The sequence below is a fragment of the Microbacterium sp. bgisy189 genome, from assembly GCF_057707225.1.
The window spans coordinates 372,682-386,207 of sequence record NZ_JBYIPT010000001.1 but is presented as its reverse complement, the minus strand read 5'-3'; the positions used below and the strand labels follow the sequence as shown (position 1 = coordinate 386,207).

6 protein-coding genes are annotated in these 13,526 nt (G+C 66.0%); 1 reads left to right on the top strand and 5 read right to left on the bottom strand.

The features are described 5' to 3' along the window. Window positions 1-5: 5 nt before the first annotated feature. The 3 genes from AC3ENX_RS01855 to AC3ENX_RS01845 form a co-directional block, all read right to left on the bottom strand. Entirely contained in the window at window positions 6-1,355 is a 1,350-nt protein-coding gene (locus tag AC3ENX_RS01855) for a Clp protease/crotonase-like domain-containing protein (RefSeq protein WP_434810139.1), read from the bottom strand. 143 nt (window positions 1,356-1,498) lie between these two features. Then, the gene (locus tag AC3ENX_RS01850) at window positions 1,499-2,383 is read right to left on the bottom strand and encodes an LURP-one-related family protein (protein WP_434810138.1); all 885 of its coding nucleotides are present in this window, start codon (window positions 2,381-2,383) and stop codon (window positions 1,499-1,501) included. Window positions 2,384-2,447: 64 nt separating this feature from the next. Continuing rightward, window positions 2,448-5,921, bottom strand: coding sequence for a TM0106 family RecB-like putative nuclease (locus tag AC3ENX_RS01845; RefSeq protein ID WP_434810137.1), 3,474 nt, complete (start codon window positions 5,919-5,921; stop codon window positions 2,448-2,450). A 107-nt stretch (window positions 5,922-6,028) separates the two neighbouring features. On the opposite strand from AC3ENX_RS01845, the gene AC3ENX_RS01840 reads away from it, so the two are divergent. Next, a complete protein-coding gene (locus AC3ENX_RS01840) occupies window positions 6,029-6,472 on the top strand; it encodes a helix-turn-helix domain-containing protein (RefSeq protein WP_434810136.1) in 444 nt (147 codons plus the stop codon). Between the two features lie 10 nt (window positions 6,473-6,482). Here AC3ENX_RS01840 and AC3ENX_RS01835 read toward each other — a convergent pair whose 3' ends face one another. Continuing rightward, window positions 6,483-7,772, bottom strand: coding sequence for a vWA domain-containing protein (locus AC3ENX_RS01835; RefSeq protein WP_434810135.1), 1,290 nt, complete (start codon window positions 7,770-7,772; stop codon window positions 6,483-6,485). 133 nt (window positions 7,773-7,905) lie between these two features. Further along, window positions 7,906-13,329, bottom strand: a complete 5,424-nt coding sequence (locus AC3ENX_RS01830) for a DUF4011 domain-containing protein (RefSeq protein WP_434810134.1) — start codon at window positions 13,327-13,329, stop codon at window positions 7,906-7,908. Window positions 13,330-13,526: the final 197 nt, after the last annotated feature.

The window sequence follows — 13,526 nt, the reverse complement described above, 5'->3', positions numbered from 1 at the left end:
CCCGGTCAGCCTTCGGATTCCACCGACGAGTTTCCGTCACCGCCGGCACCAGATCGCTTGAGGCGCGCAGCCACACCACCTGCGATCGCCGACGCGGACTTCTTCACCCCGGCGAGAGCTGTGGAAGCACGAGACGGATCGGCGATGCCGTCCCCATCGAGGTCTACCTCGCGGAACACGCCGGCGACCCGATCGAGGGCTTCCGCGCCGGCTCGCCCAGCTGCCGAGGCGCCGCCGGCAACCGTGGTCAGAATCTTCTCGCCGGCCTCGCTCGCCGCCTGGTGCCATCGCTTGGCCTCGAGATCTGCGTCCTGCCCTTCGAGGCCGAGGCGGGTTCTGAAATCCAACAGTCCGATAGCGACCTGCTTGCTCGATCTGACCGCTGCTGGCGAATCGAGGGGGTTCAGCAGCATGCGACCGTTGGCCGCGCGGACCGTTTGTTCCATTTGTGCGATAAGTCTCGCTGTGCTCCGCCCGACGAGATCGAGCCGCTTCTCTCTCGCGGCCATCACACCAAGTCGGTGATCGTCGAGTTCCTCGGGAGACGCGTCGAAGACCCTGTCCAGTTCGAGCACGCCGACGCCATCCTGCAGCTGAAACGTGCGGGCGAGCACCGCCAACCACTCCCGCACCTGCGGTTCGGCAGCACGCGTGGCGAGGGCGACATCCCCGAAGTCCGACTTCTTCTTCAGTTTGTCAGCGATCGCATCGAGTTGGCGCAGTGCGTAGGCCTGTGTGCGCGCGATTGTCATGCCTGTCGCCTGCACCTTGGACCACGTCACGTCGGAGACGCGGCCCACATGACCGCGAACGGTCAAGGCCTCTTCGATGATGAGGTCGACACCGATCATGTCTGCGAGCACCGCGTCCTTCTGGGCGCGCAGGATGTCATCGACCTTCTCGTTGAGTTCATGGAGGTACTCAACGATCTCATCCATCTGACGCTGCATCGCCTGCTGCTGCATCATCGTGGCGATCGCAGTCAGTGCGAATGGCCCGGAAAGGAGCCCAAAGCCGACCATGTCGATCTGCAGCCACTTCTGGACCTCTCCGGGCTTGCCGATCATTGCGTGGCTCACACCCGGGGCCTTGGTCGGCATCAACCCGAACTCCTTGACTGCCTCGGCCGATTCCTTGGTGAGCTTCACCCATCGACCGGAGTTGGCAGCGGCCTCGGAGCCGACCTGCACGACTGCCCCGGCACCGCTTCCGAGCGCGTTCACCCGATGCAAGTCGAGCTTACGCCCGGGCAAGTTGGCAAGCCCCGACGAGAGCATGAAACGCTCGACATCGTCAGGCTGGCCCACGATCGCGAGGCTCTGACCGTCGCTGACAAGCTCAATCGCAGTCTCCATAGGTGTCCATTCCGCTCTGTTTGCGCATCAATGTTGTGCGGACCACCGCCAGACGCCCTCGATACGGTGACCGATGTTCGCCCGCTGAATGACGGCCCCCGCGCGCTGAGCCTCCGGGCGGCACGTCGCCCCCTCCCCCTGTGTCAGCGCACGTTCTTGGCGTCGCTGCTCTGTTTGAGAACTGTGTCCACAACGAGCGAGGCCGACACGACGAGGGACAGGAGAGGATCCTCGAGTGATCTGTAAATCTCCAACACATAGTTGTCCGCTTTGGTGAAGTTCTCCCGACCGAATCCCGCCCACGATTTCGTGATGCGGGCGAGCTCGTCTCCGTGCGGGTCCTGGATGCTGAAGTCCCACGCCCGCCAGTCCTCGGCGTTGATTGAGCCGATGACCTGCCCCGCGGACTCCATCCGGAATCGGACGTTGAAACGGCCACCGAGCACTGATGCCATGACGCCCAGGTTCTCCTGCGTGATCTGTCCCACCGCCGAGCCGTCGTCGCGCATGACCGTGACCTTGGACTTGAGCACGGTCGCGGGTCGCGTCAATGTGAGCACCGACCGTCCATCGCGGTCGACGATCTGGAAACGCTTCGTCGCGTTGTCGCGTCCGACAGCCATCCGCGACATGCTCCGCCCGAATTCTCGGACGCCGCCCACGCGGTGACCGTGCTGATTGAAGACCGTGTACTCGGCCTTCCGTTCGAACAGCTTCGCCTTCTGGTTCACCACGAGGACCCGCTCGGTGAATAGTGTGCCTCCGCCGGAGACGCCGGAGTCGCCCACCCCGAGCTTCTGCAGTTGTCGTTGAATCTTCCGATTGGCGAGGGGAAGCGAACCGCCAGCCTGATGGTTCGCCGCCGCCGCCTGGGGCACCACAGCAGACGGCGGCGGGATGACAGGAGCATCGACCGACTGGCGGCCATGGGAGCCGACATGTTCAGTCCACTGAGCTCCGTCCCAGTAACGGTGCTCGTGTCGCCCGAAGGGATCAGGGAACCATCCCGCCGGCGCATGTTCGGTCATGAGTGGAGGCTAACAGCGACTTGCGAGTTCATCGGGTTCAATCATGTGTTTCGAGGTGCGCGCGTCACTGCCCGCCATCAGCGCCGACCAGCGTGACGAACGCGCTCAGTTCCTTGAGCCCGTCGATACTCGCCGGCAGGTGTTCGAGCAGACCTGGTGAGTAGATGAGGACCGACGCCCACTGGGCACGCGAGATCGCCACGTTGAGTCGGTTTCGGTTGATCAAGAACTCCATACCTCTCGGCGCATCCGTTGCGGATGACGCCGACATCGACAGAATCGCAATCACCGCTTCGCGCCCCTGGAACTTGTCAACGGTCCCTACCTCAACCCCGACGTACCCAGCTTGCGCAAGTTGTGCAAGAACGAGCTCGCGCTGCGCGTTGTAGGGCGTCACCACGATGATGTCCTCCGCCCGGAGTGGGTCCGCCTCGCGTCCTGCCCCGAGGTCCGTCCACGGTGATCCCACGAGCGCGCGCACCTGGTCGACAACGGCTCCCGCCTCCTCGACCGAGGAGACGGCGTTCCCACGATGAGCGACCTGCTCAACATGGAGTCCCGACTTGACCCCGGAGAGGTGTCGGCCGGCATTGCCGTCGTACGCGTGCAAAGCCCCCCGATACGACAGGTGCGAGACATGTGCCGTAAGCGCCGCGTCCATCCTTCGGGTGAGCGGGAGGAAGTATCCGAATCGCGCCGGCAGCACCGACTCACCGCCCGCGATCCATCCGAGCGCGGACTCATCGATCGGCTGAGCGTGCACGCCCTGAGATACCTGCGGAAGCTGTTGCGGGTCACCGAGGAGCAGCAGCCGCTGGGCGGCGACCGATACCGCAATCGTGTTCGCGAGGGAGAACTGCCCCGCCTCGTCGACGACCAGGAGGTCAAGCTCGCCGCGCGGAACTTGATTGGCGTTCGAGAAGACCCAAGACGTCCCGCCGATGACGTATCCCGCAGGTTGGTCGGCCGCCCACCCCAAGATTTCGGCCGACTTCACCGCTGTCGAACTCTCGCCAGCGACGTGGGCGATTGCATCGACGTCCGCCCCGGCCCTGACGACCGCGTCGAGGAAGTTGTCGATCACCGCGTGCGACTGCGCCGTGACACCGACTCGCCATCCCGACTGTACGAGTTGCACGATCGCGTGAGCGCCGACATGCGTCTTCCCCGTTCCGGGCGGTCCCTGCACCGCCAGGTAGGAGCGGTCGACGCTTCGCAGGGCCGTCGCGAGTGTCGCGGCATCAAGAACGTCCGCTTGCGGAAGCGCCTCCGACGTTGTCCGCGGCGGCACTCGACGAAGGAGGTCGGATGCCGCATCCGCCGGCCAGTCGGGCAGATCGCTCGCGACTGCACGGCACCATTCCGCGATCGCCTGGCGTTGCACCTTGGTGTCGATCGGCGGCCCGGGCGTCAGCGCGATGGGGAGATCCGAGAAGGGCTCATCGTCCTTGCCCAGCACCTCGGTCACGGTCAGCCAATCTTCACCGACCGCGTCGATCGCGACCTTCCGGGCGACCCTGGCGCCCGGGTCGTCGAAGTCGGTTCGCGGCGCGTCGGAATCTACGTCGTACAGGAGGTACGAGTTGGGCTGAGTCGACGCCTTCAACAGAGACCCGGGCGCCGCTTGGCCCGTCAGCCGCAACCGACGGCGCAGGTTCCGTTGCCGACCTTCCTTGTACCAGTCGCGTTCAACTTCCGTGCGCTGCACGTCGAACACGCCGCGCTGATCGATCCATTCGTCGACGGGGGCGAGGAGCCGGCCGAAGTGCTCCCACCACGTCTTCTTGTCTTCCCGGGCGTGGTAGCCGACGGCAGCTGCGGCGAGCGCGATCGGCATCCGCTCAGGGTCCTGCTGCGCCGTCACGGGGTCGCCCGCGAGTGCGAGAAGCTCATCCGCCAGCTCGATCGCTTCGCGGGCTTGGTCCGAAAGCACTCGCGGCTCGGGGGCGGGCGACGGCTGCGTGCGGTCGCCGATCGGCGTCAGCGCGAGAAGCCAGTCACGCAACCGCAGCGTCGACCGGCAGTCATACGCGTTGTAGTCCTCGATGCTGCGGAGCTTCTGTGCATAGGCGTCCAGGTCGCCCGCATCCCGAAGCTCGACAGCGTGCGCGTATTCGACGATCGAGTCCCCGGCGTTCGTGACGCCATCGTCGTCGCGCAGATCGTCGCCCATGTAGAGCGGCTCGAGCTTCTTGATCGAGTACGACGGCGACCCCACCCTCACCGACGAGCGGACCACCGGGTACAGGTCGACCAGCACGTGCTGCCGAAAGAGGTCGTCGACGATCTCTTCGCCATAGCCGTGGCGAATGGCCAACTCCGCGAGGTGTGTCCGTTCGTAGGACGCGTAGTGGTAGACGTGCATCTGGGGGTGTCGCCGGCGCCGCTCGGTCAGGTACTCGAGGAACTCACGGAGCGCTTGCCCCTCTTCGGCGAAGTTGTGTGCCCAGAACGACCGGAACGTCCCATCCGCCTCCACGAGGCCGAAGAGGTAGTCGAGTCCCCATGCTGCGCCCCCGCCCTCGGTATAGAGGGGGTCGCCTTCGAAGTCGAAGAAGATGTCCCCCTCATTGGGGGCGGGCAGCGAGTTGATCGAAGAGGCGTCGACGAGGGAGAAGGGAGGAGCTTCGCCCTCGATCGCTTGCAGTTGGAGCGCGGCCTGAGCTCGCAAAGTCGCGAGCGTGCGCTGGCCGATCCCGTCGACTGGCCCGGAGCTCACCGCGAGGTCGTCGATCGTGCGGATGCCGGCGGCCAGGAGCCGCTCGCGTTGCGCGCGTCGAAGATTGGCCACCAGAAGCACGTCACGGTTCGTCGCGATCTCCGCGGCGCAGTGGTCACAGGCGCCGCAGATGGAGAATCTGGAGTCTGCCCAGGCCACCGGCGCACCGTCGCTGCCGGCAGCCTCGCGGTCGCGGAGCCGGATGAGCTCGAGCAGCCGTCGACGGCGCAGCCGGTACACCGGCAGCAGGTCATCGACGCGGTGCTCCGACGGGGTACCGTCGCCGAGCAGGAGGGAGACCGTCTCGTCGACGCGCACGCCGCAACGACTCAACTGGTCCGCATAGGCTGCGAGTTGCAGGACCGCCGTCACCTTGGGCGACCGGGCGAGCTTCGTGTCTTCGATCCGATAGGTTCCGTCTGGCTGGCGCACGATGAAGTCCGCGAATCCGACGAAGGCTGTGTTCGCGGCAGGGTCGAGATCGAACATCGTCGCTTGGAAGACGACGTCCTTCCCGCTGGCGAACGCGCCTAGGCTGGCGGAGGCGGCTTCCGACATCGAGTCGAGGGTCAGCGGATCCGGTCGCTCGATTTCAGCAACCCCGTCACCGAACTGCGCGCGGTATGCCTCGAGTACGCGCATCTCGTGTGCGCCGCCGAGCGCCGCCGTGCGGTCCAGGAGGGCGTCAACCTTTGCATCGATTCGCTCGATGCGGCCCCGGAGTTGATCGAGTCTGCGTAGGAACGCGAACTCGCAGTTCGACGCCAGCGTCAGGTCGCTTGCGCTTGTCACGAGGGTGCCGTCAGGCAGGAGAAACATCGCCATCCTTCGGTCGGACTACAGGAACGAGCACGGCTGTCGCCGAGCCCCAATCTGCCAACTTCTTTCCGATTGCATGAGATCGTCTGTTCTGAGAGCATAGATGCATGCCTTCTGACAGCCCCGAACCGCGCGCAACAGGTTCCTCCCCACGCACCGGGGATCTCGCGCTCGGCAAACGCATCGCGGCGCGGCGCGAGGAGCTCGGAATGAGCCGCAAGGAGCTGGCGGAGGCCACCGACCTCTCGTACCCGTACGTCGCGCAGATCGAAACGGGGTACCGGCTCCCATCCGCGAAGCACCAGGTGACGTTGTCGCGTGTGCTCGGGATGTCGCTCGACGACTTGTTCGACACCGCGGAGAGCCTCCCCACCATGCGCTCCGCTGGCTCCCCTGCCCGAACGGCTCCAACTTCGCTCGACGAAGCGATCGACGGGGCGGTCCACGCGCTGGAGTCACTCCCCTCCTCCGTGCGGATGGAGGCGCTCAACAAGGTGCAGACCCGGGTGATGCAGGGCGTCGTCGAAGACCGCAGCCGCACACAGCGCTGAGGCAGTCGGCTCACCCGGCGACCGACCCGTCGGCATCGGTCGCATCCGTGCGACCACGCTTGCGGTTCATCTGGTGGTACGACGACCGGCTGAGCTTCGACATGTACTGCGTCGACTGCTCGGCTGCCATAGCAGTCATGCGGTCGACCGATGAGATCTCGTCCCTGATGCCCAGCGCGGACTCCGCCGGCGCCAGCTCCAGGGCCCGGCTGAGGTGGGACTTCGCCTCGACGAGATGTGCACGGGCTGACGCGACCTGGTCGCGCTCGAATGCCTCGGAGGCGAGCTTCTTCGCCTGCTGCGCATCCTGAAACAGCTTCTCGGACTCGACCACCGGGTGAGCAAGTCGCCTCGCAGCCTCATCGCCGGGGACGACATTGACCACGACGGGCAGTTTCGCGGTGTACTCGACCATGGCGGAGAGTTCGACGTACGCGACCTCCAGCGACGCGATCTTCGCCGCTCCGAGTTCGGACTTGCCGGGCACCTTGAGCTTGATCAGGAGACGACGCTTCTCCTCCGCGTACAGGTCGCCGATCTCGATCATGATGCGACCGTCCGCAAGCGCCTGGCTCGGAAGGTCGTTGTACAGCCGCACCATCGCCACCGCAGGCTCGAGAACGAGGGTGAGCGTCACGGCCTGCGCGACCTTGGCCAGCAGGCCGTCGACCTCGCCGGCGATGGCAGCTCCCGCCGCGTCCGGGTCACTTGCGAACACGTGGTTGCCCGCACCGGAGCGCGCGAGCGCCGAAAGCAGCGTCTCGTCGTAGTGCTCTCCGTAGCCCAGTGTCGAGATCACGACGCCGGCCTCCCGCGCGTGCTCGGCGACCCGCGCGAAGTCGTCGACGTCGCGAAGCCCGGCGTTCACGTGCCCATCCGAGATGACCAGCAGTGTGCCGCCGTCGCGGGCGACTCGCTTGAGATCGCGCAAGCCCCTCAGCAGCCCCGACCCGAGGTCGGTTGAGCCACCGGGAGATAGGCTCCGGATGCGCGCGATCGCGTCTTCCTTGTCGAGCAGCGGTCCCGCGGCAACGACGATCTGCGCTTCGTTGTCGAATGCGACCAGACCGAAGTTGTCCGACGGCTCCAACCGCCGCACCAGGGCGATCAGCGCGTCCTTCGCTCCCTGCAACGGCGCACCCGACATCGAACCGCTTCGGTCGAGAACGACCTGCAGCGAGGCGACGGAGCGGGATCGCTGCGCATCGATGGCCGGCGCGTCGATGTCAAGCATGATCGTGACGTCGTCTTCGACGTCGAGCGCGACGGCGTTGACATCGAGTTGGGTGTTGAACTTCATGGTTCCTCGCATCGCAATAGGGGAGTTATGCTATCAGCATAGCTCATGCTCCCTGCGATGCGCAAGCACTAGCCTATGCTTTGCGAATAGAGATGTCACCGACCCGAGCACCGACACAAGAAACCCACCGCATCTACTCGGGCAGACTGCGGTAGACCGCGGAGAGCCGTGCCTTCACCAGAGCACCCAAGCGGACGATCCCGAAGACCTCCGCGGTTCGGCGAAGGACTCCTTCGTCGTCCAGCGTCGGTGCGAGCTGCCGGACTGCGATCATCGCGTTCCTGATTTCTTCAGGGGCGACTTCATCCAGTGACCGTGAGCCGTCCTTGTCGGCGCTCCGGTAGCCCTCCCACGTTTGCGGGTCGAGCACTTCGGGCCATGCGAATGCCCCCAGGCGGCTCTTCTTCAGGCGGTCGCGCGGTACGAGCCGCGCGATCTCCTCAGCGCGCGCTGCGCGGACCGCGTTGAGCCCGAACCGTCGAGCGACGATGCGCGTCAGACGAGCGAGTTCGACCGGACCCTCGGAATCGATCACATCGAGGATCTGCGCCCGAACTGCCGCGGCCGAGGAGCGCCGGGGCAGATCGTCGAGAACTTCGCGTGAACCGACGACGTTCGCGTGCGCGGGGACGAACACCCCGTCTCGACTCGCTCGAGCTGATTCACCTGATCCGCTACTCGAGGATTCATCCGCGACCGCTGGCTCGGCTACGTCGGGAGCCGGCTCGTCTGCGACCGGCTTGATGGGACGCACGAGGTCGACTCTCGATACGCCGACATCTATCGACCTGAACTGCGTGGGCTCCAACGCCGTCTCGTCAGCAGACACGTCCGCAGCGGGCTCCGGAGTCGGCGCAACGGGCGGAGCGGGGTTCGCCTCTGCATCCACCTCCGCGACGGTATCCGGCGTAGCGAAGGCTTCTTCGGCAGCATCCATCTGCTCGAGAATCTGTGCAACCACGGTCTCGCGGTTCTGCATCCACATGGGCCACCAGATGCGCGCAACCGCGGGCCACCCCATGAGGCCGCGCAGGACTTCCAGCGGCAGAACGTCACGATCCGACACGGTGGAGCGACGCGTCCAGCTCTCCCCGTCGAGGAGCACCGGGAGAACCGGCCGGTCGGGCGACTCGGGCCGTGCGAGCACGAGGTCGAGCCGGAAGTTCGACATTCCGACATCGGTCATGACGTGAAGTCCCGCCGCGCGTAGCGCCTCCGCGATGTCGTCACGGTGACGATCGCGAATCGCAACCCGACCGGGCGCCTCGATCGCGGCGCCTCCAGAGCGGGCCGCATCGACCAGGAAGTCCTTGAAGTGCTTCGGACCGTCGTATGCGGAGCCTTCCACGTTCAGGTCTGTGGGGTCGAAGCTGCAGAAGACGATGTCCTTCCGCCGCGCTCGCGTCACCGCGACGTTGAGGCGCCGCTCACCTCCACTGTTCGAGAGCGGGCCGAAGTTGGTCGGGATCCGGTTGCTGGGCTTCTGCTTTGAGAACGCCACCGAGAAGATGATGATGTCGCGTTCGTCGCCCTGCACCTGCTCGAGCGCCTTGACGAACAGGACGTCGTTGCGACCCATCTTCTGTTCGTCCATAGCCGCACGGATGCCGCGGTCGTTGCTCTGGATGAGCAGGTCTTCAATCAGTTCCCGCTGGCGCTCATTGAACGTCACGATCCCGATCGATGGCTTGCGCTCTCCCGCCGCGGCGATCAGTTCGCGCACGGCATCGACCACAGCGAACGCCTCTGCCGGGTTGGTGTTCGCTCCTGCCCGGATGCCGCCCGCCAGTTCGATCATCTTGCTGCCGGCGCGGAGGTAGCGACCGTCTTCGAAACCGGCGGGCACAGTGGTGTACCCACGTGCCTCGGCGTGGGCGTCCGGGCCGGGCATCGCCACCCGGCGGAACTCGATTCCCGTCTCGGATGACAGCAGCGTCGGCGTCGGGAAGCTCGACAGATCGCCCTTGTAGTACTTCCGGTTGCTGAAGGCGATGAGCTGCTCGTCCTGGCTGCGGTAGTGCCAGCTCAGGCTCAGCGTCGGGACGCGGGCGAGCTCGCACTCCGACAGGATCGATTCCTGATCTTCGAGGATCTCATCGGCGTCAGCGTCCTCGATCTCCTCGTCACTCGCGCCGCCACCCACACGACGCGTGGGCGGCATCTGCTTGCTGTCACCGACGATGATGGCCGCACGAGCTCGACCGAGTGCGCCGATTGCTTCGGGCACCGTGATCTGCGAAGCCTCATCGAAGATGACGAGGTCGAACTCCATCAGCTGGGGGTCGATGAGGTCGACCACCGACGCGGGGCTGGCGAGCACGAGCGGGGTAAGCTGCTGCACTGCGTCGCCGAACTTGCGAAGAATCGCCCGCGTCCCGAGCCGACGAGTCGTCTTCTCGAGCTCTCGCTCCAGCCCACCGGTGTGTGCGCCGCGACCGCCGCCCCCACGACGCTCGAGCATCGTATTCGGGGCGTCGGTGACCCACTGGGCGCGCACCTCCGTCTGTGCGGTGGCATATGCCTCGACGCGGTCGTCGTGAGCGACGGCGTCGAAGCGATCCAGCCCCGAGGTACGCGTACGTTCTGCCAGCGAGGCGGCCGCAATGCCGCGCGCGAGCGCGTCTTCGACCCCATCGGCAGGCAGTTTGCCGTTGAGCAACTGCGCGCGAGCATCCTGCAGCCTCGCGGCTCGCATGCACTCCAAACGCCTCACGAGCGCGCACCACTGCTGCAGACCCAGGAGCCGCTCGTAGTCGGCGTCGCGCTTCCACTCGTCGGCGTGGCGGCGTGTGGCCGCGCTCAGAGGCTCGCCGGACAGCCACTCTGCGAGGTCATCATCTTGAACGACGAGCTCGCGTATGACCGTCGCCCACGCGTCCGCGAATGCCCGCAGGTGCTCGAGCTGACCGTCGAGCTGGCCGGCCTCAGCGAGCGCGCGCACGCGTAGCGTCCAACCGTCCGATCCGCGAAGGCCGGAGGTCGCAGCAGCAAGCTCCGCGAGGCGCGCGCGCGCGCCCCCGAATGCACCAGGCGCGAAGGGGTTCGAGGGCACCACATTTGCGAATCCGGGGATCGCCGCGAGCGAGGCGCGAATCTGCGCCGCAGTGTCACGTGCGGCAATGAGACCTTTGAGCAGGTCGGGCGCGGACGCAGCGGTGACTTCGAGCCCGGCCGGAGCGATCGCCGCCAGAGGCGCGAGCGCGGCCGCTTGCCGCGCCTTCCGCCCCATGAATCCCGAGGCGGTCGCCGCTTCGAGCGCTGATGCGATCGAAGGAAGGTCGAGATCGATCACCCCGTGCGGGAAGCCTCGCAGGCTGGGGCGCCACCCCTCAACTGCCTGTTCGCACCCTGAGAGGGTGGACGGGGCGCCATCGACCCACTGAGGGTCGAGCACCCAACCAAGCTCTGCCCCGCGCGGCAACGCAGGGTTCGCGGCAAGCACGAGAGTCTCGAACTGACGCGGGTGCGTGATCTCCTCCAGCGCCGCTCGGAGGTCACCCTGCGCAGTATCGGCCCACCGGACACCGGCGAGGATCTGCTCGAGCGCACCGCGAACCAGATCAACATCGAACGGATCGCCCGCGCCCACTCCGGCGAATCGCCAGGGGTGGTGCGGCCGCACCCGCGCTGCACTCGTCCATCGCTGCACGTCATGGAACGTCTCGCGCACCGCTCCCAGGCTCTCCGCGTGGTGCGCGACCGACTCGATCGGCACGGGGATGACTGCGCCATCGCCGAGGACGAGGAGCTCGTCGCGAGCGCTGTACGCCGAGTGACCTGCCGCATTGCGCGCATGAAGGGATGCCGGGTACTGGGTGAGTTCGAATCGAGCGTTGCGGAGTCGGCGCCGCGCGCCCTCCATCGCCAGCGCATCGGGGTTCACGCTTGCGTTGAGCGCGCGCTGCAAAGACGCTCGCACTTCGACCGAGTTCGAGCCCTCGTGGTGCAGATTGAGCGTGAAAGGGCTCAGCCCGATGTCATCGAGGCGGCGTTGCACGACAGCAAGGGCCGTGCCCTTCTCGGCGACGAACAGCACCCGCATGCCGGATAGCACACACTCGGCGACCATGTTCGTGATCGTCTGCGACTTGCCGGTGCCGGGAGGGCCCTGCAACACGAACGTCCGACCCTGTTTGGCCCAGAGAACGGCGCGCTTCTGCGTCGAATCCGCGGGAATGGGGGTCTCGAGCTGCTCCACCTCGTCGACCGACGGATCCGCGGACGCCGCAGCGGCGGCATCCTGGAACTCCTCGGTCGGCGTCTCGACAAGGTGACGGATCATCGGTCGCTCGAGGTAGCGGTCCGCATGGGTGTTGAGGTCTTGCCACATTCGGAACGCCGAGAGGTCGAGCGTCGCGAGCCGGGCTTCGGCGAGCACCTGCGCCTGGAGCGTGCCGCTGTGCCCGAGCAGCGCATCGCGAACGTCCGCGATGACCGCCTCGACGTCGATGCCCGCTCGGTCGGCGATCGGCTCTGCGAGCCCCGGGATCGTCAAGCCGTGTTCGCGGCGCAGCCATTCGATAAGCGCTGCGTTCGTCGTCGTCTGCTGTGTTGCGTCGAGCGACAGCGTGAACTCCTGACCACCGCGGGTACCTACCAAGTTGACAGGAACCAGGATCAGAGGCGCGTCGGCACTCTTGCCCGGCGAGTGCTGCCACCGAAGGATTCCGATGCACAGGTAGAGCGGGTTCATGCCGCGCTCTTCGCGAGCGGTCTTGGAGTTGTGGGCCATCGTGCGCAATTCGCGGACGGTCGGCGTACCTGTCACCCGGTTGTCGACGATGCGAGTCCGCTGCACGTACAGCTTTCGATCCCGCATGGCGCGGGTGAGGTCGGACTCGTCGTCCGAGTCACCGGAACGCAGCATGTTGTGGGCATTCACTCGCCCCTGAGCAAGCCAAACTTCCGGCAGGTCTGAGCCACCCCGCACCGTGAAGGTCTTGTCCTGGTTGAGCATGTCCTCGAGCTCGCCGAGTGCCGCTGCGGGTACCGCGACCGGCTGCACGCGTGCGTTGCTTCCGAGGTTCAACAACGCGTTCGTCGCGTTGAGACTGAACAACGACGACTTCCAGGTGCGGTAGCGCGGCGGGTGCGCGTCAATGCGGCGCTCCCGGACTGCCGCCTCGGGAGCGTCAGCCTCAACGACGGTGACGGCGGCGGGGACGTTGACGCGGTACTCATATATCTCCGTGTCCCCGTCGGGCCGTTCGATCACGGCAGGGAGCGGTGACACGCCGAGCCCGCGCGCCAACGCGACATCGATGAGCGTCACGTCATCCGTCGCGATAGCCATCCGCGCTTCGGTACGCGCGGCCGACGCATCGAGGTTCTTGCCCACGGTGAACGCAGTGGTCTCGATCACGCCGAGGTATCCAGAATCGACGAGGTTCGTGATTCGAGAAGCGTCATCGACGATCGCCTGACCTGGATACCACGGGGGCACACCGTTCTTCCCGCTCGTTTCGGGATCGCGTCGCCAGAAGCCGACGAAGATGTGCCCGGGTACAAGCAGGAGGACAGGGTTGAGGCCGACATCCTCGATGACTGCGGCAGTCAACACGGTACTGTCCATGCACGTCGCCAAACCTCCGTGCGCTACATCGCCGTGGTCTCGGATCCGCTGACCGACACCCTTGTAGTCCCAATGGGGCGGAGGTTCTGAGTACGCGATACGGCGCGCGCGAAGCGTCTCGTAGATAGCCGTGATGGACGCGTCTACTGCCCGCGGGACATCATCGCCGATCAGCTGGAAGG

Coding starts and splice junctions, on each gene's coding strand:
- AC3ENX_RS01840 (WP_434810136.1), top strand. CDS start 6,029: ATGCCTTCTGACAGCCCCGAACCGCGCGCAACAGGTTCCTCCCCACGC.
- AC3ENX_RS01845 (WP_434810137.1), bottom strand. CDS start 5,921: ATGTTTCTCCTGCCTGACGGCACCCTCGTGACAAGCGCAAGCGACCTG.
- AC3ENX_RS01850 (WP_434810138.1), bottom strand. CDS start 2,383: ATGACCGAACATGCGCCGGCGGGATGGTTCCCTGATCCCTTCGGGCGA.
- AC3ENX_RS01855 (WP_434810139.1), bottom strand. CDS start 1,355: ATGGAGACTGCGATTGAGCTTGTCAGCGACGGTCAGAGCCTCGCGATC.
- AC3ENX_RS01835 (WP_434810135.1), bottom strand. CDS start 7,772: ATGAAGTTCAACACCCAACTCGATGTCAACGCCGTCGCGCTCGACGTC.